Below are 24,590 nucleotides of genomic sequence, written 5' to 3'. Positions count from 1 at the left end.
ACCACCCACGACCCCCAGGCGCCCCACCCGCGCACCCCCCGCGCCCCGCACACCTCCCACCCCTGCCCTGGCTCGGGTGTGTGGTCCGGCGGTTCCGGCCGAGGCGTGCCACCGGCTCTCCGCGCGGCGCATCCGGCCCGGCCGGGGTGGGCATCCTCGGCGGACGCAATCCGCCGGGCGCAATCCGGCGTATCCGGCCGCACCCGTCCGGTGGCCGCCTCGGTGGTGGCAGTGAGGCACCGGGTGCAGGCCCCTCGTCGCCCTGACAAAGGCGGTTACCGGGGCTTCGGTCGCGCCTTGCTTCCGTGCTGTGATGGGGACATGGACCGTATGGACAAGAATCCGGGGGACGGGCGGCTCAGCCTCCCCGCCGAGTTGTACCTGCTGGCGTGCGACACGGAGAAGCAGAGGCTCACGAAGACGGACGTGCTCGGCAGCGTGCTGCGTGCCGCGGTGCTGGTCGAGTTGACCGACCGTGGCTGCCTCACCGACGAGGACGGCAAGGTGCGCACCGTCGGCGACAAGCGCACCGGCGATCCGCTGCTCGACGAGGCGCTGCGGGGGATAGCCGCCGAGAGGCGTCCGCGTAAGTGGAAGGTGCTGGTGCAGCGGGACCGCAAGCAGACCTTCCAGGCTGTGGAACGGCAACTGGAGAAGACCCGGATGATCCGGATCGAGCGGCGTACGTGGTTCCCGGACACCGTGGTGGTCAAGGACACCGCCCTGGCCAGGAGGCTGAACGGGGAGGCGGTCGAGACGCTGACCGGAGGCCGTCCCGTCGAGCAGTTCTCGACCCGGCAGGCCGCGCTGACCGCTCTGGCGGCGGTGGGCGGGTTTCCCACCGTCACCTCCGGCAAGGACAGGCGCGAGCACAAGGACCGCATCAAGGCGCTGACCGAGCGTGCCGGCGAGGCCGGTCCCGCCCTGGACAAGGCGCTGAAGGAAATGCAGATCGCGACGGCGACGGCCATCGGCACCGCGGCCGCCATCAGCAGCCAGTGACCGCGGCGGGGAGGGGACCGGCGGATGGAACAGCAGCCTCACGCGCGACCCGTTCCCGCCGACCGGACGCCGCTGGGCCCTGATTCGCTCACGTGGAAGTACTTCGGCGACTGGCGCGGGGTGCTGCTCGCGCCCTGGGCGGGCGTGATGCAGAACATGCATCCCGGGCTGGGCGCCGGAGTCGCCGAGCACTCCCGGTTCTTCGAGGAGCGGTGGCAGCGGCTCTTCCGGTCGCTGTATCCGATCGGCGGCGTCGTCTACGACGGCCCGCGGGCGGTGGAGACCGCACGCCAGGTGCGCGGGTACCACGACACGATCAGGGGCGTCGACGAGCGGGGCCGCCCGTACCACGCTCTGGACCCGGACACCTTCTACTGGGCGCACTCGACGTTCTTCATGCTCACGGTTCTCGTGGCGGACCGCTTCGGGCCGGGCCTGAGCGAGGACGAGAAGCGGCAGCTCTTCGACGAACACGTGTGCTGGTGGCGGCTGTACGGGATGAGCATGCGACCGGTGCCCGAGAGCTGGTCCGAGTTCCAGGCCTACTGGGACCGGATGGCCCGTGATGTGCTGGAGGACAACCGGCCGGCCCGCGACGTGCTCGACATCCGTTTCATCGCCAGGCCGCCCGCGTTCTCGTGGATGCCTCATTTCGTGTGGCGTGCGCTGCGCGGGCCGCAGGCCCGGTTCACCGTGTGGTTCACTGTCGGGCTGTTTCCCGCCCCGGTGCGTGAGCGGCTCGGTCACCGCTGGACCGTGCGGGACGAGCGGAGGCTGCGGCGCATCGGGCGGTTCGTCCATCACGTGTGGCGCCTCGTCCCGTTCAGATACCGCTATCACCCGAGGGCGCGCGCCGGTTGGGCGCGCGAGGCCGGGCTGCGGGCCGCCGGCGCTCCGCACGTGGAGTCGCCCGTACGGAACTCGCCGCCGCCTGAGGAGCGCGGTTCGCCGAAGCACTATGTGCCGCCCGCCGTGCACGACGCGCGCTGACCGTCGCCCCGTGTGACACCGGCGTGGCCCGACCCCGGGCGCGGGCGGCGGCCGGCGGGGTTCCCCGCCGGACAGTCCCTAGAGGTGAACTCCGTCGTGGAGGACGGCGAACACGCCCCGGGCGCGCGTGCCGTCGGGCAGCTGCCAGACCCCGGCGACGTGGCCCGCTGCTCCCTGTGGCCGCCGGGGCGCGCCGTCCGCGTCGGGACGCAGCACCCGGTGCACGCGGAGGGTTCCTCCGGCCGGGCCGGGCAGCTCGGTGCTGGTCCGGTCGTCGGTGGGGCCGGCCGCCGTGGTGTGCCTGCGGGGCGGGAGGTCGCCGGTGAAGGAGCGGGTGACGTCCCGGTCGACGGTGTCGCTGACGCTCTGGGCCTGTGGCTTCGCACGGCCCTCGATCAGGGCGAGCAACTGCTGTGCCATCACCGGGTCATGGCATCCGTCGTAGGCCCAGCGCTGCCCGAGCACTCCGTGTTCCATCGTGCCGATGAGGGCGTGCTCCGCCCCGTCGAGCGGCGCACCGCGATACGTCAGCGGCACCTGGTAGGCGATCGGGTCGTAGCCGGAGGTGTCGGTGACGACCATGAATTCGATCCCCACTTCGCCCTGCGGATCGTCCAGCCGGAAGCCGCCGGCCTTGGCCAACTGCGGTCCGTCTGCGCCGCCTTGGTACCACGGACGGGAGGGGAGCCAGGAGGTGAGGAGTTCGAGCTTGGTCGGTTTGACGGTGGTCCGGTGGATGATCGCCATGCGGACGTTCTCCTTCGTCGAGCGGGTGCAATCGTCACGACTTCCCTCGTGGCGGGCCGCGAGGTCGGCCCGGTCCGGGGGGACAACGAGCCGCCAGGGCCCCTCGACCGCCCCTCGACCGCCCCGGACAGTGACCGGTAAGCCTACTTCCGGGACCGGGCGGTGGCGCGTGGCTGCGGGCGGGGGCCCACTCCGGGTTGTCACCGTGTTGTCACAGCACCGTCCAATGAGTCAGTAAAAACAACGACTAGTCACATTTACATCTTCACCTTCGCGCTACATTTTCTCCTTCGATGAGGAGGGGGTGCGCTCGCCAACGACGGGGCGCGCGAATTGATATGGGCGAAAACTCGGAGGGGCAGCCGGACAGCGGCGCTCCGGTCTTTGTGGACAGCAGCGGAGTCCGGCGCCGCGGATGGCGCCGCCTCGGCCTGGCGGTGGGGGTCGCCGGCGGCGGATATGCGCTGGTCGTAGCGGTGAGTGTGATCGGCGGCAACTCCGAGGCGCCCTGGGGGGTGTTGATACCGAGAGCGGACGACGGGGCGGGGCGAGTCGTACCGGAAGAAGACCGGTCGCGGACGAAGTCCCCCTGGGCCGACGGAGCCCGCCTGGGCGAGCCGAGCCCCGAAGCCTCCGCCACACGGGACGCGCCGGGCGCAGGCAGCGCGCGCACGCCGGAGGCCTCGTCCGGGCCCGCACCCGCCGCAAGCGCCTCCGCGGAGACGGGAGCCACAAGCGCGAAGAAGCCGGAAAGCACCGGTGACGGCGGCGCCGGAACGGTCAACAAGGGCGCAGAGACGGGCAGTTCGGGCAGCACTGGCGGCTCGGTGCCCGCGGACCCGTCCACCGATCCCGCCGGCGGCGCCACAGGCTCGCCCGGCACGCCGGCAGACCCGGATCCCGACCCGACGGAGTCCTCCGGGGCGTCCGGGACCTCACTGCTGGAGGAACTCCTCGGCGCGCTCGGCGGAGGCACGACCAGAACGGGTTCCGCGTGAGGCACAAGTATGCAGCCACCGCCCGGAGCAGGCGGCGGCTGCCGCTGCGTTACCTGCTCCCGTCGGTCCTGCTCGCCGTCGTTGTCGTGATGCTGCTGCTGCGCGGCTACGTGCACAGCGAGTTCCTCGCCGACCACCGGGTACGGCCGCCGGCCGCCACCGACGCCGTGCCCGGGAAGGTCCTCTCGGGAGGCCCGGTCCTGGACGCACGCGGTGCCGAGCCCGTCAGCCACCGCGTGCCCGACCGCAAGGTCGTGCTGACCTTCGACGACGGCCCCGACCCGGAGTGGACGCCGAAGATCCTGGACAAGCTCGCCGAACACGACGCGCACGCCGTCTTCTTCGTCACCGGCACCATGACCTCCCGCCATCCGGAGCTGGTGCGGCGCATGGTCGACGAGGGGCACGAGGTGGGGCTGCACACCTTCAACCACCCGGACCTCTCCTTCCAGTCGCCCTCGCGCATCCACCGTGAACTGGCGCAGAGCCAGCTTGCGTTGGCGGGTGCGGCGGGCGTGCACACGTCGCTGTTCCGGCCGCCGTACTCCTCCACGGTGGACGCGCTCGACAACAAGTCGTGGCCGGTCACGCGACAGATCGCCGAACTCGGCTACATCACCGCGTTCATCGACACCGACAGCGAGGACTGGGCGCGTCCCGGCGTGGACGAGATCGTGCGCCGCGCCACGCCGCAGCCGGGCAAGGCGCGATCGTGCTGATGCACGACTCGGGTGGCGACCGTTCGCAGACGGTGGCCGCACTGGACCGGATGCTGCCGCGGCTCCAGGCGCAGGGTTACCAATTCCCGGGGCTGACCGAGGCGTTGGGTTCGCGCGGCCCGCACACCGCCGTGCACGGCCCCGACCTGTGGAAGGGAAGGGCCTTCGTCGCCGCGGTCGGCGTCTCCGAAAGCGTCATGGGTGTGCTCACGGTGTCGTTGATCGTGGCCGGGGCACTCGTGCTGGCGCGGTTCGTGCTGATGCTCGTCCTGTCGACCGTGCACGTGCGGCGGGTCAGGCCCCGCAGGCGGAGACGGAAGCCGGGGGCCGCGCCCGTCGCCGGACCGGGGGCGGCGGCGGGACCGTTGCCGGTCGCGGGGGCGCCTGTCAAGGAGCCCGTCACCGTGCTCGTTCCCGCCTACAACGAGCGCGAATGCATCGCCGGCACCGTGCGTTCCTTGGCGGCGAGCGACCACACGGTCGAGGTGATCGTCATCGACGACGGATCGACGGACGGTACCGCGGAGATCGTCGAATCGCTCGGTCTGCCCGGTGTGCGCGTGCTGCGCCAGGCCAACTCCGGCAAGGCCGCGGCCCTCAACAACGGCCTGCGGCATGCCACGTTCGAACTGATCGCGATGATTGACGGCGACACCGTCTTCGAACCCTCGACGGTGCGGGAACTCGTCCAGCCCTTCGCCGATCCTCGTGTCGGCGCCGTCGCCGGCAACGCGAAGGTCGGCAACCGCCGCGGGCTCATCGGGGCGTGGCAGCACATCGAGTACGTGGTGGGCTTCAACCTCGACCGCCGCATGTACGACGTGCTGCGCTGCATGCCCACGATCCCCGGCGCCGTCGGCGCGTTCCGGCGGACCGCGCTGCGAAGCGCCGGCGGCTTGAGCGACGACACTCTGGCCGAGGACACCGACGTGACGATGGCTCTGCACCGCGCCGGCTGGCAGGTGGTGTACGCGGAGCGCGCCCGGGCGTGGACCGAGGCGCCCGGAACCGTCAAGCAGCTGTGGTCGCAGCGCTACCGCTGGAGCTACGGCACGATGCAGGCGATCTGGAAGCACCGCCGGGCCGTACTGGACCGCGGGCCGTCGGGACGCTTCGGACGGGTCGGGCTGCCGCTCGTTGCGATGTTCACGGTGCTCGCACCCATGCTCGCGCCGCTCATCGACGTCTTCCTCGTCCACGGCCTGTTGTTCGGGCCGGCGCTGCGGACGGTGGCCGCGTGGCTGGCCGTGCTGCTGGTGCAGGGCGCGTGCGCTGCGTACGCCTTCCGGCTGGACCGCGAACGGCTCGCGCCGCTGCTGACGCTGCCCCTTCAGCAGCTGCTCTACCGGCAGTTGATGTACGTGGTGCTGATGCAGTCGTGGATCACCGCGCTGACGGGCGGGCGGCTGGGCTGGCAGAAGCTGCGCCGTACTGGCCTGCTGAACGCCGCTCCCGGAGCGAAGGCCGCTTACGGGGGCGGCCCGCGGGCCGGCGGCGGCGCCACGGGGACCAGAGAGAAGAGCACCGTCGGATGACCGGCCGCCCGGACACGGAGCCGCCCCCGGACACGGGGGCCCTCTCCGCTGACGGCTCGCCTGCCGCTGCCACGCGGCCCGCCACTGCCACGGGGCCTGCCACCGTCATGGGGTCTGCCACCGCCACGGGGTTGTCCCCGGCTGCCGCTTCCTCCTCCTTCTCCTCCACCTCCGTCTCCGCCACCGCCGCCGAGCCGGGCGCCTCCGCGGCCGGACCGCCCGTACGGGACCGCTACCTGGATCTGCTGCGGGCGGTCGCGCTGGTGCGCGTCGTCGTCTACCACACCTTCAACTGGGCCTGGCTGACGTTCCTCTTCCCGTCCATGGGCGTGATGTTCGCCCTCGCGGGTTCGCTGACGGCGCGGTCGCTGGGTCGGCCCGCGGCAGCCGTCGTACGCAGCAGGGCGCGCCGGCTGCTGCTGCCGCTCTGGCTGTACGGAGCCGTGCTGCTCACGGTGCTCTTCGCGCAGGGGTGGCGGCCCGGCCACAGCGCGGGGACCTGGCTGCGCATGCTGTGCTGGCTCGTGCCGCTGGGCAGCCCGCCCCACCCCGAGGAGATCGGCGGCGACGGCGGCCTGCTGGAGGCCACTTGGGCAGTGGAGACGGCGGGCCCGCTGTGGTATCTGCGGGCCTATCTGTGGTTCGTGCTGGCCTCGCCGCTGCTGCTGCGCGCCTTCCGGCGACTGCCGTGGCCGACGCTGCTGACGCCGCTCGCGCTCACCGCCTTCGTCGGCACCGGCGTGGTGGCGGTTCCCGGCGAGACCGGCGAGGCCGTCACGGACTTCGCCGTCTACGGCTCCTGCTGGATGCTGGGCTTCGCCCACCACGACGGGCTGCTCCGGCGCGTTCCCCTGTACGGCGTGGCACTCGTGGCTCCCGCGGCGATGGCGGCAGGCGCGTGGTGGGCGGGCGCCCACCCGGGCGAGGACGGCTGGGACCTGAACGGCATCCCGCTCGGCCAAGCCCTGTGGTCGTTCGGCTTCTGCCTGCTGCTGCTTCGCGTCAGCCCCTCCTGGCACCGCCTGCCGGGGCCGCTGGGCCGCCTGGAGCGGCCGGTGACCCTGGCCAACTCCCGTGCCGTCACGCTCTATCTGTGGCATCAGCCGGCGCTGGTCGCGACGGTGCCGCTGCTGGACCTGCTGTGGCGCATTCCGGCGGTCGGCGATTCGGAAGCGCTGTCGGCCGCGCTGGAGAGCTGGTCCGGGGCGCTGATGTTCCTGACCGTGTGGCCGCTGGCGGCGCTGCTGATCGCGGCGTTCGGATGGGCGGAGGACGTGGCCGCGCGGCGCCGGCCACGGCTGTGGCCGCGCACGAGGACGCCCGGCGTACCCGGCCGGCGACGGGGCCCCGGCCCGGGCCCCGGCGCTGCTGCGGGACCCGCACCCGGTCCGCTTACGGGTCCGCCCCCGGGGCGACGCATGGCCCCTCTCACCGGCAGCGGCTCCCGCAGGTGAGCGCAAGGTTTCCTGGACGACACCTCGCGGCACGGCCCCGAAACGTGCCCCTCCTAGCTTCGGTTGCAGCATCCGGCAGTGACGCCCGGCAGCGACGCCGGCCCCGACACCGCCGGTCCGCGACCCGGAACCTGTGGAGGCGCCATGACCGCTGCGACCGCACCGCCCGGCAGCACACCAGACACCCCGCGCAGGAGCGGCCGCTGGATCGAGCGCTGGGACCCGGAGGACGAGACGTTCTGGAGGGAGAGCGGCGAGCGCGTCGCGCACCGCAACCTGCTGCTGTCCGTCTTCTCCGAGCACATCGGCTTCTCCGTGTGGACGCTGTGGTCGGTGCTCGTGCTGTTCATGGGCCCCGAGTACGGAGTCGACCCGGCGGGGAAGTTCCTGCTCATCTCCATGGCGACGCTCGTCGGCGCGGTGGTCCGCGTGCCCTACACCTTCGCCGTCGCCCGCTTCGGCGGCCGCAACTGGACGGTGGTCAGCGCGACGATGCTGCTGGTGCCGTCGGTGGCGGCGCTGATCGTGATGGAGCCCGGCACGTCCTACACGACGTTCCTGGTGGTCGCCCTGCTCACCGGCGTGGGCGGAGGCAACTTCGCCTCCTCCATGACGAACATCAACTCCTTCTTCCCGCTGCGCCGCAAGGGCTGGGCCCTCGGCGTCAACGCCGGCGGCGGCAACATCGGCGTGCCCGTCGTGCAGCTTGCGGGCCTCGGGGTGATCGCCGCGGCCGGAGCCGGCCATCCGCGGGTCCTGCTGGGCATCTACATCCCGCTGATCGTGGTCGCCGCCGTCTGCTCCGCACGCTGGATGGACAACCTGGCGCCCGTGCGCAACGACGCCGGGGCCGCCAGGGAAGCGGTGCGGGACGCCCACACCTGGATCATGTCCTTCCTGTACATCGGGACCTTCGGCTCCTTCATCGGCTACAGCTTCGCCTTCGGGCTCGTGCTGCAGACGCAGTTCGAGCGCACGCCGCTCCAGGCCGCCTCGCTCACCTTCCTCGGACCGCTGCTGGGCTCGCTCGTGCGTCCGCTGGGCGGGCAGCTCGCCGACCGCTTCGGCGGGGCCCGGATCACGCTGTGGAACTTCGCCGCGATGGGCGCGGCGACGCTCGTGGTCGTGGCGGCCTCACTGCGCGAGTCGCTGCCCGCCTTCCTCGCCGGCTTCACCGCGCTGTTCGTGCTGAGCGGCATCGGCAACGGCTCGACGTACAAGATGATCCCGGCGATCTTCCACGCGAAGGCGCTGGCGGACGGCAGGAGCGGTGCGGCCGCCGCCACCGCCGCCCGTCGGCTGTCGGGCGCGGCGATGGGCCTGATCGGCGCGGTCGGCGCCCTTGGCGGGCTGGGCATCAACCTGGCCTTCCGGCAGTCGTTTGAGACGGTGGGGACGGGAACGGCGGCATACCTCACCTTCCTCGGGTTCTACGGTGTGTGCTGCGCTGTCACCTGGGCCGTCTATCTGCGGGGCCGGACCGTGCCGGACGACGGACAGGACGGCGACGGCCCGGCCGCACCGCAGGGCGGGCGGGAGAGCCGGCCCGTCGCCCACGCCGAGGTGTGAGGGGCGTGAGCTCCCGGCGTAACACCCGGGAAACCCCGGAGTACCGGGCCGGTCATCCGCTGTTGACAGGCTCGGTGCTCCGTACGAGCAGGGGCGGAGCGAGAAGGACATGCGCGAGCAGACAGAGCGGGGCGCGGCAGGGGACGCACCCGGGCCGCGAACACCGCCCGGGCCGGACACCCGTGACCCACGGGCGCCCCGGCCACCCGGAACATCCGGCGCACGGCCCGGGCCGCACGCGAAGCCGCAGCCGCTCGCCGGGTTCACCGTCGGCGTCACCGCGGCCCGCCGCGCCGAGGAACTGGGCGCACTGCTGGAGCGCCGCGGCGCGGACGTGCTGCACGCACCGGCGCTGCGCATCGTGCCCCTCGCGGACGACACCGAACTCCTCGACGCCACCAGGGCCCTCGTCGAGCGCACCCCGGACATTGTGATCGCGACGACGGCGATCGGCTTCCGCGGCTGGATCGAGGCGGCCGAGGGCTGGGGCTTCGGCACGGACCTGCTCAAGTCCCTGGGAGAGGTGGAGGTGCTCGCCCGCGGCCCGAAGGTGCGCGGCGCCATCCGCGCGGCGGGTCTGAAGGAGACGTGGTCGCCGGAGTCGGAGTCGATGGCCGAAGTGCTCGACCGGCTGCTCGCACAGGGCGTGGACGGACGGCTCATCGCGCTCCAGCTGCACGGCGAGCCGCTTCCCGGCTTCGTCGAATCGCTGCGGGCGGCGGGCGCTGAGGTCGTCGGCGTGCCCGTCTACCGCTGGATGCCGCCGGAGGACATCGCCCCCGTCGACCGTCTCATCGACGCGATCCTGGCCCGCGGCGTCGACGCCCTGGCCTTCACCAGCGCGCCCGCCGCGGCGTCACTGCTGGAGCGTGCCGGGCGCCGCGGCGTACGGGAGGCGCTGCTGGAGGCGATGCGTACGGATGTGCTCGCCGCGTGCGTGGGGCCTGTGACGGCGGCGCCGCTGGAGGCCCACGACGTGCCGACGGTGCAGCCGGAACGCTTCCGGCTGGGCCCCCTCGTCCAGTTGCTGTGCACCGAACTGCCGGGCCGGCAGCGGGCGTTGCCCGTGGCCGGGCACCGGGTCGAGATCCGCGGGCGGGGTGTCGTCGTCGACGGCGAGCTGCGGACGGTGCAGCCCGCGGGGATGGCGCTGCTGCGGTCGCTGGCCCGCCGCCCGGGATGGGTCGTCCCGCGGGCCGAGCTGCTGCGGGCCCTGCCCGGCTCCGGAACGGACGAGCACGCGGTGGAGACAGCCATGGCGCGGCTGCGCGTCGCGCTGGGCGCCCCGAAGCTGATCCAGACCGTCGTCAAGCGGGGCTACCGGCTCGCCCTCGACGCCGCCTCGGACAGCGGCAAGTACGACGGACAGCCTCCCGCCACGGAGGCCTGAGCCCCGGAAGCCCAAGGGGTCGCTACTGGCTGAAGCTGTCGATGAAGTTCTCCTGGCACTGCTGCTGTTCGGCCGTCGTGGCCGCCTTCTCCGTGCAGTCCTGGAATTCCTGGTAGTCCCCGGAGCCCACCAAGACACCGCGAAGACCAGGATGACCGACGAGCCGACGAGTGCGAGGCCACCGATGACCGCGCCCACCATGGCGAGGGTGCCGTTCGTGGCCTCGCCCCGCTTGCCGCGCCGGAAGCCGACTATGCCGAAGATCAGCGCGAGCAGTCCCAGGGCGATCCCGCCCAGGATCGTCCAGAACAACAGCGCCCCGATCAGCCCGAGCGTGAGAGCCGCCGTGCCCATGCCGTTGCGCGGCGGCCGGGCGGGCTCCCACATCTCCTCCCCGTAACCGGGGCCTGCGCCACCGTGCCCCTGATGGGCCTGTCCCCAGCTTTGCGGTGAAGTCATGGTGTGAGTCCTTACGGTGCGTTCGGGATCCCGGGTAGCCACGGTTCTGCCCGGCTCAGGCCCCGTTACTCCCCGCCGGGCGCCGCCGCAGGTGCGTCCCGGTGGCCGTTCGCGTACGGTTGACGGCTGCCCTTGGGCGAGCCCGAGAAGACGAAGCAAGCCGCGGCCAGGCGCGGCATCCGTCCTCGCCCCGGGCCCCGCACGGGCCTGAATCAGCAGAAGGGGGCCGCGTCGTTGGCAGCGCAGCACGACTCCGTCCGGGAGCGGGAGATCCGCGAGGAGCAGGAGCACCTGGACGGGGTGTACCGCCGGCTCGAGGAGAAGATCCACGAGGCCGAGTTCCTGATGGACGACGCCTCGAAGAGGGCGCAGGTCGGCACCCCGGGAGCGCTGGCGGAGCGTGACGCGCAGGTCTTCCGTGCCGGCGTGCACCTCAACCGGCTGAACCGCGAGTTCGAGGACTTCCTCTTCGGACGCATCGACCTGCTCCCCGGAGCGGACGCCCAGAGGGGCCCGGACGGCGCGTACACCTCCGTCGAACCCGCCGAGGGCGCCGTGCGCCCCGACGGAACCGCCGACATCGCGGAGACGCTGCACGTCGGACGGATGGGCGTGCTCGACGCCGACTACACCCCCCTCGTCATCGACTGGCGGGCACCCGCCGCCGCGCCGTTCTACCGTGCGACGCCGGTCGCGCCCGGCCGCGTGGTACGGCGCCGGGTCATCCGCAGCAAGGGCCGGCAGGTCCTCGGCGTCGAGGACGACCTGCTGCGCCCCGGGATCACTGCCCGCCTCGGCGGCCGGGAGCTGTCCGTCACCGGCGACGGCGCGCTGATGGCCGCGCTCGGGCGGGCCCGCGGCCACGCGATGCGGGACATCGTCTCCTCCATCCAGGCCGAGCAGGATCTCGTCATCCGTGCGCCCGCCGCCTCCGTCACGGAGGTCGAGGGCGGCCCTGGCACCGGCAAGACCGCCGTGGCGCTGCACCGCGCCGCCTACCTCCTCTACCAGGACCGGCGGCGGTACGCGGGCGGCATCCTCGTCGTCAGCCCGACGCCGCTCCTCGTCTCCTACACGGAGGGCGTGCTGCCCTCGCTCGGCGAGGAGGGCCAGGTCGCCGTCCGCGCGCTGGGGAGTCTCGTCGAGGGCGCCGAGGCAGGGACGTACGACGAGCAGCACGTGGCCCGCGTCAAGGGCTCGGCGCGCATGGCGAAGGTCCTCCACAGGGCGGCGCGCGGTGCGCTGGAGACCGGCGACGCACCTGAGGTGCTGCGGGTGGTGGCCTTCCGTGACCGCGTCGAACTGGACGCCGCCGAACTGCGCCACGTTCGGCAGCAGGTCCTCAGCGGCACCGCGCCCGTCAACCTCATGCGTCCCCGTGCCCGCAAGTTCCTCCTGGACGCGCTGTGGGAGAAGTCGGGTGCCGGACGCCGGTACACCGATCCGGAGCTGGCGGCCGAGGCGCGCGAGGGGTTCGACGAGGACATCTCCTCCGAGGACGGCTTCATCGCCTTCCTCGACGCCTGGTGGCCGGAGCTGACGCCCCGCCGGGTGCTGGCCTCGCTCGCGGACGAGGAGACGCTCGCGCGCGCCGCGGGCACCTCCACCCGGTCGGCCCGGGGGCGCAGCAGCGGCGGACCGGCGGGCCGGGGCCGCGGCCGCCGCCTGCTGAACGCGGACGAGGCCAGGGCCGTCGCCGCCTCGTTGCGCCGCCTCGACGCCGACGGCCAGGGCCCGCTCTCGGTGCACGACGTGGCGCTCCTGGACGAGCTGCGCGTCGTGCTCGGCACACCTGCGAAGCCCCGCAGGCGTGAGACGGATTCCCCGTACGGGGACGGCTCCGCCTGGGCGCACCCCCTGGAACAGCTCACCGGGCTGGACGAGTTGACGACGTTTGCCGACCGCGACCCCACGGCCCGGCGTGAGCGCGCGGAGCGGCAGGCGGAGGAGCGGACCGACTACGCGCACATCATCGTCGACGAGGCCCAGGACCTGACGCCCATGCAGTGGCGGATGGTCGGCCGCCGCGGCCGGCACGCCACCTGGACGGTCGTCGGCGACCCGGCGCAGAGCTCCTGGCCCGACACCGAGGAGGCGGACGCGGCACGCGCGGAAGCCCTCGGCTCGCGGCCCCGCAGCCGCTTCGAACTGACCGTCAACTACCGCAACCCCTCCGAGGTCGCGGAGCTCGCGGACCGCGTGCTGGCGCTCGCGATGCCCGGCACGGCGCCCCCGAAGGCGGTCCGTTCCACGGGTCTGCGCCCCCGGTTCGCCGCCGTGCGGGGCGAGTTGGGTGCGGCGGTGCGTGAGGAGGCGGAGCGTGCGCTGGCGGAGGTCGACGGCACGGTGGGGGTCGTCGTCCCGATGGGCCGCAGGGGCGAGGCCCGCGAGTGGCTGGCGGGGCTCGGTGACCGGGTGGTGGCGCTGGGAAGCCTCGAGGCCAAGGGACTTGAGTACGACGCGACGCTCGTGGTCTCGCCCGCCGGGATCGCCGGCACCACCCGGGACGGGGAGGGCGGTGCCGGCACGGCCGGGCTGCGGGTGCTCTACGTGGCGCTCACGAGGGCGACGCAGCGGCTGACGGTGCTGTCGGCGGAGGCGGACCGGCCCGATGCGGCCGGTGTACCGGAACTGCTCAGAGACTGAAGGAAATCGCCCCCGGGAAGGGAATCGCCCGGTGGGGGCTGTTTGTTAGCCTGGATGTGGCACCGGCCCGATCCATGCCCCCGGGCCCAACCATTGTCGCTTCGAGCGACCACTTGCCGCGAGGCGAGCTGGCGGGTCGGTGTCACCAAAGACTTCTCGAGCTTCCGCTTCGGTGAAGCTCTCCGTTGGGGTTCGTGTCCTCGGCCTTCAGCCGATGATGCGGACCCCTTCCGCCTGCGGGCCCTTGCGGCCCTCCGCGATCTCGAATTCGACCCGCTGGGTGTCCTGCAGACTGCGGTAGCCCTCTCCGTGGATCGAGCTGTAGTGGACGAATACGTCCGGTCCGCCGTCCTCCTGGGCGATGAAGCCGTAGCCCTTCTCGGCGTTGAACCACTTGACGGTGCCCTGAGCCATTCCTGGTCTCCCTGTATGCATATGGGGTTTGCGGGCCGATCCTAGGCTGAGATGGGGCGCTTTGAAGTGATTTGGGGCGTAGACACAGAGTTTCGCGCCGGTGCCGAAAGAAGGGGCCCGAAGGAAGACGATCACGGGCATCTCGTACTGTGGAAGGCTCTTTCCGCGCCCAAAGCCGGGGTGGTCCACGGGTTACCCCGTACCGGGTGGTAGGTGGGACGATCTGTTGACGTGCCCCACACCTGGGAGCCGATACTTCGGCGCTGCGGTTCGGTGCGGCACCAACGCGTCAAGGGAAAGCAGAGGGAAGTCGGCAATGAGCGCGCCCAGCGTCTCCTACTCGATGACTGTCCGGTTGGAGGTCCCCGCCGGGGGGACCGCGGTCAGCCAGATCACCACGGTCGTGGAGTCGTCGGGCGGTTCGGTCACCGGCCTCGACGTCACCGCCTCGGGCCACGAGCGGCTGCGTATCGACGTCACGATCGCCGCCTCGTCCACGGCTCACGCCGACGAGATCGTCGCCGAGCTGCGGGGCATCGAGGGTGTCGCCCTCGGCAAGGTCTCCGACCGTACGTTCCTGATGCACCTCGGCGGCAAGATCGAGATGTCGTCGAAGCACCCCATTCGCAATCGCGACGATCTCTCCATGGTCTACACCCCGGGCGTGGCCCGTGTGTGCACACAGATCGCGGAACATCCCGAGGACGCACGGCGGTTGACGATCAAGCGGAACAGCGTCGCCGTCGTCACGGACGGCTCGGCGGTCCTGGGCCTGGGCAACATCGGCCCGCAGGCCGCCCTGCCGGTGATGGAGGGCAAGGCCGCACTCTTCAAGCGCTTCGCTGGGATCGACGCCTGGCCGATCTGCCTCGACACGCAGGACACCGACTCGATCGTCGAGATCGTGCGGGCGCTGGCCCCGGGCTTCGCCGGAATCAACCTGGAGGACATCTCCGCGCCCCGCTGCTTCGAGATCGAGGCGCGGCTGCGCGAGCTCGTCGACATCCCCGTCTTCCACGACGACCAGCACGGCACGGCCATCGTCGTCCTCGCCGCCCTCTACAACGCTTTGCGCGTCGTGGACAAGCGCATCGAGGACATCCGCGTGGTGATGTCGGGTGCCGGAGCGGCCGGGACGGCCATCCTGAAGCTGCTGCTGGAGGCGGGCGTCAAGCACGCGATCGTCGCCGACATCCACGGTGTGGTGCACGACGGCCGCGAGGACCTGGTGAACGCGGCCGAGGGCTCGCCTCTGCGCTGGATCGGGGAGAACACCAACTCCGAAGGCTTCACGGGCACGTTGAAGGACGCCGTGGTCGGCACGGACGTCTTCATCGGCGTCTCCGCCCCCAACGTGCTGGGCGGCGAGGACGTGGCGCGCATGGCGGACGGCGCGATCGTGTTCGCTCTCGCCAACCCCGACCCCGAGGTCGACCCGGCGGTGGCGCGCGAGACGGCCGCCGTCGTCGCCACGGGGCGCTCCGACTTCCCGAACCAGATCAACAACGTGCTGGTCTTCCCCGGCGTCTTCCGCGGCCTGCTGGACGCGCAGTCGCGGACCGTCAACGACGAGATGATGATCGCGGCGGCGCGCGCGCTCGCCGACGTGGTGCTCGAGGACGAGCTGAACCCGAACTACATCATCCCCAGCGTCTTCAACGAGAAGGTCTCCGGAGCCGTGGCGGGTGCGGTGCGGGACGCCGCCCGCGCCGCAGGTGAGGCGACTGTCACACACGCGCCGGCGACGACGACGGCGACCGCCGCCACCGCGGCGGAGGGCCCCGTGGTCTGAGCACACCCGGCACGCGGCTGCGGACACCGGTCCACCTCACACGTGCCCCGGCGGTTCGACGGGCCCCCGGAGGGTACGCGCGGCTGGTGAGCTCGGACCGTAAGCGGTCCGGGGTGACGGTGCTCACCCCGTGGCGGCACGGCGCGTCGCGAGGTGCAGGGTCACGACGCCCCCTCTAGGGTTGCGGCAGACACAAGCCTGTGGGGCGTCAGCGCAGCGGGGACATCGCCGCCGCTCGTGTGACTCCGCAGCTGTCAGAACGTTCCGGATTGGCTTTCCCGCCGCACGTAGGGGCAGGATTCGTTCCCGGGGGACTTCGTCCTGGGGATTCCCCAAAGGGGCGGGAGGGTCTCAAAGCAGACCCTGGTCAGGGGACTGTCCGAGGGCCCTGGCAGCATCGGCTTCGATCTCACGCCTCATCGGCAAGAAGAACACGGGAGTAACGAGTTATGAACCGCAGTGAGCTGGTGGCCGCTCTCTCCGAGCGCGCCGAGGTGACCCGTAAGGACGCCGACGCCGTTCTGGCAGCTCTCGCCGAGACCATCGGCGAGGTCGTCTCCAAGGGCGACGAGAAGGTCACCATCCCGGGTTTCCTCACCTTCGAGCGCACGCACCGTGCGGCCCGGACCGCGCGGAACCCGCAGACCGGCGACCCGATCGAGATCCCGGCGGGTTACAGCGTGAAGGTGTCGGCCGGCTCCAAGCTCAAGGAAGCCGCGAAGGGCAAGTAACGGCGCTTGCCGGGGCGGCTCACGGCCCTCCCGGACCACGCAGCACAAGGGCGGTCACCCGCAGAGGGTGACCGCCCTTCGTGTGTCCGCTCCCGGGGCCGTGCCGGGCCCGGCAGGCGCTACGGGAGCTCGGCCTTGGCGCCGAGATCCGCGAGCTTGTTCATGAAGTTCTCGTAGCCGCGGTTGATCAGCTCGATGCCGTGGACGCGGGAGGTGCCCTGGGCGGCCAGAGCGGCGATCAGGTACGAGAAGCCGCCGCGCAGGTCGGGAATGATCAGGTCCGAGCCCTGCAGCTTCGTCGGTCCGGAAACCACCGCGGAGTGCAGGAAGTTGCGCTGGCCGAAGCGGCAGGCGGACCCGCCGAGGCACTCGCGGTAGAGCTGGATGTGGGCGCCCATCTGGTTCAGCGCGGAGGTGAAGCCCAGGCGGGACTCGTAGACCGTCTCGTGGACGATGGACAGGCCCGTGGCCTGGGTGAGGGCGACGACCAGCGGCTGCTGCCAGTCGGTCTGGAAGCCGGGGTGCACGTCCGTCTCGAGCGCGATGGACTTCAGCGGACCGCCCGGGTGCCAGAAGCGGATTCCCTCGTCGAGGACCTCGAAGGCGCCGCCGACCTTGCGGAAGGTGTTGAGGAACGTCATCATCTCGCGCTGGCTGGCGCCGCGAACGAAGACGCTGCCCTGCGTGGCCAGCGCCGCGCTCGCCCACGAGGCGGCCTCGAGGCGGTCGGGAAGGGCGCTGTGGGTGTAGCCGCCGAGCTTGTCGACGCCGGTGATGCGGATCGTGCGGTCGGTGTCCATCGAGATGATCGCGCCCATCTTCTGCAGAACGCAGATGAGGTCCTCGATCTCGGGCTCGACGGCGGCGTTGCTCAGCTCCGTGGAGCCCTCCGCGAGGACCGCGGTGAGCAGCACCTGCTCGGTGGAGCCGACGGACGGGTACGGCAGGCGGATCTTGGTGCCGCGCAGCCGCTGCGGTGCCTCCAGGTACTGGCCGTCGGCTCGCTTCTCGATCGTCGCGCCGAACTGGCGCAGCACGTCGAAGTGGAAGTCGACGGGACGGCCGCCGATGTCGCAGCCGCCCAGCCCCGGGATGAAGGCGTGCCCCAGGCGGTGCAGCAGCGGGCCGCAGAAGAGGATCGGGATGCGGGAGGAGCCCGCGTGGGCGTCGATGTCGGCGACGTTCGCGCTCTCGACGTACGACGGGTCGAGCACCAGCTCACCGGTCTCCTCGCCGGCGGTCACGGTCGTGCCGTGAAGTTGCAGAAGGCCCCGCACCACCCGCACGTCACGGATGTCGGGGACGTTGCGGAGCCGGCTCGGCTCGCTTCCCAGCAGCGCGGCGACCATCGCCTTCGGAACGAGGTTCTTCGCGCCACGGACACGGATCTCGCCCTCGAGCGGTGTGCCGCCGTGGACGAGCAGGACGTCATCGGTCATGGATCTCCGCGTTCCTGAAGACGGGTTCGGGGCAGATGATTCGAGGCCTCGTGGGCCGGGCCGGCCCCTGAAGCAGCTCTGGGGCGAAGGCGAAAGACAATCGTAATGGTCCGGATTCACCGGCGCGCACGGGCCGTGGGGGCACCGGCCCCGCACCGGATGAGCCGTATCACGGTGTGTGCAGGGGAAGTGTCCGGAACGTGACCGCGGTTGACGGTACCGGCCGGATTGTGCGTGGGTCTGCGGGAGCGGGTGCGCGGAATCTGCGCGGATCCGGTGAATGTGCCGTGACCAGGGCGGACGTTCCACCCGGGGTTCCTGATCCGGCCGTTGGCTCCCACGGAGGGCCGACGTGCGGGATCATTGCGGCATGACCGAGGTGTCCTCGCTCACCGGGCGGCTGCTGGTCGCCACCCCGGTGCTCGCCGACCCGAACTTCGACCGGGCCGTGGTTCTGCTGCTCGACCACGACGCGGAGGGGTCGCTCGGTGTGGTGCTCAACCGCCCGACGCCCGTCGACGTCGTCGACATCCTGGAGCCATGGGCCGCGCTCGCCGGAGAGCCCGGCGTGGTCTTCCAGGGAGGCCCCGTCTCACTGGACGCCGCACTGGGCGTGGCCGTGGTTCCCGCCTCGCAGGGCCGCGGGCACGCGGCCGGGGAGCGGCCCGGGGCCGCCGCCCGGGACGGAGACGGGTCCCCGGGTGAGGCCGACGGGGAAGGAGGTGACGGGCCGCTGGGCTGGCGCCGCGTGCACGGTGCCATCGGCCTCGTCGACCTGGAGGCGCCGCCGGAGCTGCTCGCCGCGGAGCTGGGCTCCTTGCGCATCTTCGCCGGGTACGCGGGCTGGGGGCCGGGGCAGCTGGAGAAGGAATTGTCCGAAGGCGCCTGGTATGTCGTCGAGTCCGAACCGGGTGACGTCTCCTCGCCGTCGCCGGAGCGTCTGTGGCGGTCCGTACTGCGGCGGCAGCGCAGCGAACTGGCGATGGTGGCCACATACCCGGACGATGCGTCGCTGAATTAGGCTTGGTCCGCATGAGCACTCTTGAGCCTGAGCGCGGTACGGGCACCGGCACGCTCGTCGAGCCGACCCCGCAGACGTCGCACGGAGACGGCGACCACGAACGGTTCGCCCATTACGTCCAGAAGGACAAGATCATGGCGAGCGCCATGGACGGGACTCCCGTGGTGGCGCTCTGCGGCAAGGTCTGGGTTCCGGGCCGTGACCCGAAGAAGTACCCGGTCTGTCCCATGTGCAAGGAGATCTACGAGACGATGAGTTCCGGCGGCGACAAGGGCGGCGGCAAGGACGGCAAGGGCGGCGACAAGTAGCTGCCCGGCGCCGGCGCGGGAGCGGCGGCGCCGGTCCTTCTGACAGGACCGCACGGCCCGTCCGGTCCTTCGCCCCTCCGCCGGTCCGTCTTCCGGCTTTCCGCGCAAGGCTCACAGCGCGCCCCGTCCGTCCTGCTCTCCGGGACGGACGGGGCGCGCTGGGTTGTTCGGAGCCGGTCTCGCTCCGCTGCTTCCGTGTGCGCGCCGGGAGAGGGCCGAATGTCCCCCGGGGAACCCGCCCACCGGCCGACCGACGAGAGGCGTCGCACATGCCGTACACGGATCTGCTCCCCGCGCCCCGCTCCGTCACGCCCCAACCCGCCGCCGGCGGGCCGGACTTCGTGCTGGACCCGCACACCACGCTCGACGCCGGACCCGGAACGCACGACACGGCCCGCTGGCTGCGCGCCACGCTCACCCCAGCAACGGGCGCGCCGCTGCTGCCCGGCGGGCGGGGCGGCAGCGGCGGCGCCGCGGCCGGACGCGGCGGCGGGGCCGAACGCGGTGACGAGGGCGCGGAGTTGGTGCTGCGCACGGACGAGGCGGTCGCCGCCCGGTTCGGCCCGGAGGGCTACGTGCTCCGCGCGGACGGCGGGAGCCTTCGCATCACCGGGGGCGCACCCGCCGGTGTCTTCCGGGGTGCGCAGACGCTGCGGCAACTGCTCGGGCCCGCCGCGTTCCGGCGTGCCCGCACGGCGCGCGGCGAGGTGGCCCTGCGGGTGCCGCCGTTGCTCGTCGAGGACGGTCCGCGCTTCGCGTGGCGCGGCTACATGCTCGACGTGGCACGGCACTTCACTCCCAAGGACGGAGTCCTGCGCACCCTTGACCTGCTCGCCGCGCACAAGCTCAACGTCCTGCATCTGCACCTCACCGACGACCAGGGCTGGCGCATCGAGATCCGGAGCCGGCCGCGGCTGACGGAGGTCGGCGGCACCCGTGCCCGCAGCCGCGTCGGGCGCGGCGGACGGCCGGGGGCACCGCCGCTGTGGGACGAGCGGGCGCACGGCGGCTGGTACAGCCAGGAGGACCTGCGGGAGATCGTCGCGTACGCCGCGGACCGCCACATCACCGTCGTGCCGGAGATCGACATTCCCGGACACTCTCAGGCCGCGATCGCCGCCTACCCGGAACTCGGCAACACCGACGTCGTCGACACCTCGGCGCTCGGGGTGTGGACCGACTGGGGCGTGAGCCCCAACGTGCTGGCCCCCGGCGACCATGTGCTGCGCTTCTACGAGGGCGTGCTGGAGGAGGTCCTGGAGATCTTCCCCTCCCGCTTCATCCATCTCGGAGGCGACGAGTGCCCCAAGGACCAGTGGCTCGCATCGCCCGCCGCACGGGCGCGCATGCGTGAAGCGGGACTCGGACCGGGATCCGGACCCGGACCCGGCAAGGGAAGCAGCCCGGAAGCGGCCGGGGAGGCGCTCCAGGCGTGGTTCTTCAGGCACTTCGACCGCTGGCTCACGGCAAGGGGCCGCCGCCTCATCGGCTGGGACGAGATCCTTCAGGGAGGCCTCGCCGAGGGCGCAGCCGTCTCCTCGTGGCGCGGCCGCGCCGGCGGTGTCGCGGCCGCGCGCGCCGGGCACGACGTCGTGATGTGCCCCGAGCAGGAGCTGTACCTGGACCACCGGCAGGACGGCGGCGCGGGCGAGCCGGTGCCGCTCGGGTACGTGCGCACGCTCCGCGACGTCTACCGGTACGAGCCCGTACCGCCCGAACTGGCCGGGACGCCGCACGAGCGGCACGTGCTCGGCGCCCAGGCCAACATGTGGACCGAGTGCACCGAGAACCAGCAGCGCATCGACTACCAGACCTTCCCCCGTCTCGCCGCGTTCGCGGAGGTCGTCTGGTCGCCGCTGCCCGCCCCCGCCGGGGAGAGGGACTTCGCCGGCTTCGAACGCCGCATGGCGCAGGGGCACTACGCGCGACTCGCGGCGATGGGCGTCGACTTCCGGCCGCCCGGCGGCCCGCATCCGTGGCAGCGCCGCCCGGGCATCGCGGGCCGCCCCCTCGACGGGCCGCCGCACGGGCCGGGCCCCTCCGTGTAACCGCAGGCGAAGGGGGGGTGCTCCGTAGCACGAAAGTCCGCACAGGATCGGAGATCCGCACAAGAGTCCCCGAGGGTGGCAATTCCGTGCTTGCCCGTGTGAGCTGGGGATTACGGGCCCGCGTTCCGGACAGGGACGAGAGTGATGTCAGCGCACGGAACAGCCCATACCGGGCCCCCGGTCCGGCCGCCCGCCGAGATGTGCCAGAGTTGCCTCGTCCGGCCGGTGAGCACGTACCGTACGGGCACAGCAGCCGGGTCGACCGGGGAAGGGGCGGCTGGATTGAGCACGCAAGCACAGCATGAACACCATGCGCCACAGGCTGTGCCGTCGGTCATGCTGCCCACCACGCTCGACGAGGCCGTGGCCGCGCTCTCCGCGGTGCCTGCGGCGGTGCCCGTCGCGGGCGGCACGGACCTGATGACGGGCATCAACGCCGGCCATCTCCGCCCCGCAGCCCTCGTCGGTCTCGGAAGGATCAGTGAGATCCGCGGCTGGCAGTACCTGGACGGAGAGGCGCTCCTCGGCGCCGGCCTCACCCACGCGCGCATGGGACGGCCCGACTTCGCAGCCCTCATCCCCGCGCTGGCGGCCAGTGCCCGCGCCGCGGGGCCGCCGCAGGTCCGCAACGCGGGCACGCTCGGCGGCAACGTCGTCAGCGCCCACCCGACGGGCGACACCCTGCCGGTGCTCGCGGCGCTGGAGGCCACACTGATCGTCGCGGGCCCGGAGGGCGCACGGCGCGAGATCCCGGTGAGCCACCTGCTCGCGAACGTGGACATGCTGCGGCCCAGCGAAGTCGTCGGACATGTGCGCGTGCCGCTGCTGCACGCACCGCAGACCTTCCTGAAAGCCACGGGCCGCACCGGCCCGGGCCGTGCGATGGCCTCCGTCGCCGTCGTGCTCGACCCGGTGCGGCGCGGGGTGCGCTGCGCCGTCGGCGCGGTGGCGCCCATGCCGCTGCGCCCGCTGGAGGCGGAGCGCTGGATCGCCTCGCTCATCGACTGGGACGGGCAGCGCGGACTCGCCCCCGAGGCACTCGCGGCATTCGGCGACTACGTCGCCATGGCATGCATCCCCGACCCCGCCCCGCCGGAAGAGGGCGGTGAGGCTCCCGCACTTCCGCCCGCGGCCTTCCACTTGCGGCGTACGGTGGCAACACTGGCCCGCCGAGGACTCGGGAGGGCGCTCGCATGAGCAACGGCAGCCCGCACGATCCCGGCGCACGGGGCGAGGGATACGGATACGGGCAGGGGTACGGGCAGCAGTACGGAGACGGTTACGGCTCCGGCTACGGCGAGTACGGCGACGAGGGCGGCTGGGGCGAATACGGCCAACAGCCGCCGCAGGCACAGCAGTCGGGCGGGCAGCACTATCCGTCGTACCCGCAGGACGGCTCGTACCCGCAGGAAGGCTGGGGCGGCGAGTCCGACCAGGACGCCACCGCCTTCGTCCAGCTGCCCGCCGGCCCGCTGCCGGCTCCCGGTGCCGGAGCGGACGCCTGGGGGCCGCTGGCCGCGCCGGGCACGGGGCAGGGGGGCTACACGCCACCGCCCTTCGACCCGGCCGAGGTCACCGGGCCGCAGCCGGCCGAGCAGCCAGGACCGCCGGACGAGACCGCCGGCGGTCAGTGGGCGATGCCGTTCGGGCAGGGTGCGGGTGTCCCGGGCGGTCACGACCACGCTTCGTACGGTCAGCACCACGAGGGCCGTTATCCGCAGCATCAGGACCAACACCCCGGCGGGCACGGGGCGTTCGGCGGCGCCCCGGCCCCGGAGCCGGGCGGTCGGCACGAACGCCAGGACCCCGGCCCCGCCCCGGCCATGGGCCAGGGCGCCGCGGCGGCACTCGCGGGCTCGCACGAGGCCCGCACGCAGCGGCGTCCCCTCGGCACGGGCGGCGGCGTCACCGCGGAAGAAGCGGAACCGATAGGAACCGGCAGGCAGTTCAGCGGCCCCGCGGCCCCGCGGCAGACTCCCGGGCAGCATCACCAGGACACCGCGGGCGACGCCCACTACGAAGAGGCGCACGCACGGCGGCAGGTGCCTTTCGACGGTCCCGAGGCCGTGGCGGACGCCTCCGCCGGGGGTGCCGCACCGGGCGAGGCGGCCGGCGCGCCCTCCGCCGCACCGCACACGAGCGAAGCACCGCCGGCCGGTGACACCGCCGGCGACGCCGGCGCCGGAACCACCGAGGAGGAGACCGGGGCGGAGGAGACCGGGGCGGAGGAGACCGAGGCGCGACCCGCGATGGGAACCGTGCGTTCCGGACTGCCGTGGACGCCTTCGTCGGGCCCCGCCGTCGCGACGAGCGCCCCCGCCGACAGCCCCGTCACCGACAGCCCCGGCGCCGGTGGCCCGGAGCCCGAGCAGCAGCCGGACACGGACCACGGCCCGGACCGCGGAGCCACAGCGGCGGGCGACAGCTGGGCCGTACCCCCGGCCCCGGGAGGTGCAACCGCCCCCGCGACCCGGGAAGCAGCGGAGGAGACACCCTCGGACAGCCGCGAACCGCGCGGCGACGACGCGACGTCCACGGACCGCGGCGACGGGGAAGCGCCCACCGACTCCGAGGTCTCCGAGGAACCCCCGCTGCAGCTCGCACCCGAGCTCGGCGGCGAACACCCCCACGTCTCCTACGTCCTGCACGTCAACGGCATCGATCGCCCCGTCACCGACGCCTGGATCGGCGAATCCCTCCTCTACGTCCTGCGCGAGCGCCTCGGCCTCGCCGGCGCCAAGGACGGCTGCTCGCAGGGCGAGTGCGGCGCCTGCTCCGTCCAGGTCGACGGCCGGCTGGTCGCCTCCTGCCTCGTCCCCGCGGCGACCGCCGCGGGCAGCGAGATCCGCACGGTCGAAGGCCTTGCCGTCGACGGCGTCCCCTCCGACGTGCAGCGTGCCCTCACCGAGTCCGGCGCGGTCCAGTGCGGATTCTGCGTGCCCGGCCTCGCCATGACGGTGCACGACCTGCTCGAGGGCAACCACGCGCCCAGCGAACTCGAGACCCGCAAGGCGATCTGCGGCAACCTGTGCCGCTGCTCCGGCTACCGCGGAGTGCTCGACGCCGTCCGCACCGTCGTCTCCGAGCGCGCCGAACAAGCCGCACGGGAGCAGGCGGAGGCGGAAGCCGAAGCGGAGGCGTACGAACAGGAGTCGGCGGGCGGGCCCGCGCGCATCCCGCACCAGGCGGGACCGGGCGCGGGCGGCGCGTACTACCCGGGAGGTGGCGCATGACGGTCGGGGAGTCCGTGGCGGCCCTCCCTGACGGGTGCAGCGTGAGCGGGCAGGGCAACGGGCACCGCCCGTGGAGACGGCCCGTGCAGGACCAC

Annotated in this window: 17 protein-coding genes and 1 pseudogene; 15 read left to right on the top strand and 3 right to left on the bottom strand. The window is 72.5% G+C overall.

Translation table 11 applies throughout. The annotated features are described in order from the left end of the window. The first annotated feature begins 321 nt into the window (after nucleotides 1-321). Nucleotides 322-1,002 (top strand): GOLPH3/VPS74 family protein, encoded by a 681-nt coding sequence (locus H180DRAFT_RS07800; RefSeq protein ID WP_079099924.1) that lies wholly within the window; start codon nucleotides 322-324, stop codon nucleotides 1,000-1,002. Nucleotides 1,003-1,026: 24 nt separating this feature from the next. Then, complete coding sequence (locus tag H180DRAFT_RS07795; protein ID WP_055485212.1) at nucleotides 1,027-1,992, top strand: oxygenase MpaB family protein; 966 nt, start codon at nucleotides 1,027-1,029, stop codon at nucleotides 1,990-1,992. 78 nt (nucleotides 1,993-2,070) lie between these two features. Here the strand turns inward: H180DRAFT_RS07795 and H180DRAFT_RS07790 are convergent, their stop codons facing one another. Then, on the bottom strand, nucleotides 2,071-2,739 hold the full coding sequence (locus H180DRAFT_RS07790; protein WP_055485211.1) for a maltokinase N-terminal cap-like domain-containing protein: 669 nt from the start codon (nucleotides 2,737-2,739) through the stop codon (nucleotides 2,071-2,073). A 338-nt stretch (nucleotides 2,740-3,077) separates the two neighbouring features. Here H180DRAFT_RS07790 and H180DRAFT_RS07785 point away from each other — a divergent pair, with 338 nt between their 5' ends. The 6 genes and pseudogenes from H180DRAFT_RS07785 to H180DRAFT_RS07755 all read left to right on the top strand — a co-directional run bounded on the left by H180DRAFT_RS07785 (nucleotide 3,078) and on the right by H180DRAFT_RS07755 (nucleotide 13,509). After that, nucleotides 3,078-3,737: a hypothetical protein gene (locus H180DRAFT_RS07785; protein ID WP_055485210.1), complete on the top strand. Its 660-nt coding sequence runs from the start codon at nucleotides 3,078-3,080 to the stop codon at nucleotides 3,735-3,737. Nucleotides 3,738-3,781: 44 nt separating this feature from the next. After that, nucleotides 3,782-5,991: pseudogene (locus H180DRAFT_RS07780) on the top strand (bifunctional polysaccharide deacetylase/glycosyltransferase family 2 protein). Nucleotides 5,992-6,098: 107 nt separating this feature from the next. Beyond that, entirely contained in the window at nucleotides 6,099-7,445 is a 1,347-nt protein-coding gene (locus H180DRAFT_RS07775; protein ID WP_107097602.1) for an acyltransferase family protein, read from the top strand. A gap of 144 nt (nucleotides 7,446-7,589) precedes the next feature. Beyond that, complete coding sequence (locus tag H180DRAFT_RS07770; RefSeq protein ID WP_055485209.1) at nucleotides 7,590-9,014, top strand: nitrate/nitrite transporter; 1,425 nt, start codon at nucleotides 7,590-7,592, stop codon at nucleotides 9,012-9,014. Nucleotides 9,015-9,123: 109 nt separating this feature from the next. Then, the gene (locus H180DRAFT_RS07765; protein ID WP_079099923.1) at nucleotides 9,124-10,404 is read left to right on the top strand and encodes a uroporphyrinogen-III synthase; all 1,281 of its coding nucleotides are present in this window, start codon (nucleotides 9,124-9,126) and stop codon (nucleotides 10,402-10,404) included. A gap of 693 nt (nucleotides 10,405-11,097) precedes the next feature. Continuing rightward, nucleotides 11,098-13,509, top strand: a complete 2,412-nt coding sequence (locus tag H180DRAFT_RS07755; protein WP_254665916.1) for a HelD family protein — start codon at nucleotides 11,098-11,100, stop codon at nucleotides 13,507-13,509. A 207-nt stretch (nucleotides 13,510-13,716) separates the two neighbouring features. Here H180DRAFT_RS07755 and H180DRAFT_RS07750 read toward each other — a convergent pair whose 3' ends face one another. Beyond that, the gene (locus H180DRAFT_RS07750) at nucleotides 13,717-13,923 is read right to left on the bottom strand and encodes a cold-shock protein (protein WP_028433118.1); all 207 of its coding nucleotides are present in this window, start codon (nucleotides 13,921-13,923) and stop codon (nucleotides 13,717-13,719) included. A gap of 316 nt (nucleotides 13,924-14,239) precedes the next feature. On the opposite strand from H180DRAFT_RS07750, the gene H180DRAFT_RS07745 reads away from it, so the two are divergent. Together H180DRAFT_RS07745 and H180DRAFT_RS07735 are read left to right on the top strand one after the other, a co-directional pair. Then, on the top strand, nucleotides 14,240-15,715 hold the full coding sequence (locus tag H180DRAFT_RS07745) for an NAD-dependent malic enzyme (RefSeq protein ID WP_055485207.1): 1,476 nt from the start codon (nucleotides 14,240-14,242) through the stop codon (nucleotides 15,713-15,715). Nucleotides 15,716-16,164: 449 nt separating this feature from the next. After that, entirely contained in the window at nucleotides 16,165-16,446 is a 282-nt protein-coding gene (locus H180DRAFT_RS07735; protein WP_028436141.1) for an HU family DNA-binding protein, read from the top strand. A gap of 119 nt (nucleotides 16,447-16,565) precedes the next feature. On the opposite strand, the gene murA is transcribed toward H180DRAFT_RS07735, so the two are convergent. Beyond that, nucleotides 16,566-17,885 carry a UDP-N-acetylglucosamine 1-carboxyvinyltransferase gene (gene murA / locus H180DRAFT_RS07730; RefSeq protein ID WP_055485206.1) on the bottom strand — a complete coding sequence of 440 codons (1,320 nt, stop codon included), beginning with the start codon at nucleotides 17,883-17,885 and terminating at the stop codon, nucleotides 16,566-16,568. A 370-nt stretch (nucleotides 17,886-18,255) separates the two neighbouring features. Here murA and H180DRAFT_RS07725 point away from each other — a divergent pair, with 370 nt between their 5' ends. The 5 genes from H180DRAFT_RS07725 (at nucleotide 18,256) to H180DRAFT_RS30330 (ending at nucleotide 24,495) form a co-directional block, all read left to right on the top strand. Continuing rightward, the gene (locus H180DRAFT_RS07725; RefSeq protein ID WP_055485205.1) at nucleotides 18,256-18,906 is read left to right on the top strand and encodes a YqgE/AlgH family protein; all 651 of its coding nucleotides are present in this window, start codon (nucleotides 18,256-18,258) and stop codon (nucleotides 18,904-18,906) included. 11 nt (nucleotides 18,907-18,917) lie between these two features. Beyond that, nucleotides 18,918-19,214 (top strand): DUF3039 domain-containing protein, encoded by a 297-nt coding sequence (locus tag H180DRAFT_RS07720; RefSeq protein WP_055485310.1) that lies wholly within the window; start codon nucleotides 18,918-18,920, stop codon nucleotides 19,212-19,214. A gap of 269 nt (nucleotides 19,215-19,483) precedes the next feature. Beyond that, entirely contained in the window at nucleotides 19,484-21,262 is a 1,779-nt protein-coding gene (locus tag H180DRAFT_RS07715; protein WP_055485204.1) for a beta-N-acetylhexosaminidase, read from the top strand. Between the two features lie 336 nt (nucleotides 21,263-21,598). Beyond that, nucleotides 21,599-22,459: an FAD binding domain-containing protein gene (locus H180DRAFT_RS07710; protein WP_055485309.1), complete on the top strand. Its 861-nt coding sequence runs from the start codon at nucleotides 21,599-21,601 to the stop codon at nucleotides 22,457-22,459. Then, complete coding sequence (locus H180DRAFT_RS30330) at nucleotides 22,456-24,495, top strand: 2Fe-2S iron-sulfur cluster-binding protein (protein ID WP_055485203.1); 2,040 nt, start codon at nucleotides 22,456-22,458, stop codon at nucleotides 24,493-24,495. The genes H180DRAFT_RS07710 and H180DRAFT_RS30330 overlap by 4 nt, the downstream gene beginning before the upstream one ends. Nucleotides 24,496-24,590 lie beyond the last annotated feature (95 nt).

The organism is Streptomyces sp. WMMB 322, assembly GCF_900090145.1.
GTDB lineage: Bacteria > Actinomycetota > Actinomycetes > Streptomycetales > Streptomycetaceae > Streptomyces.
Note: the sequence above shows the minus strand (reverse complement) of the source record. Positions and strands in the feature narration are given on the sequence as shown.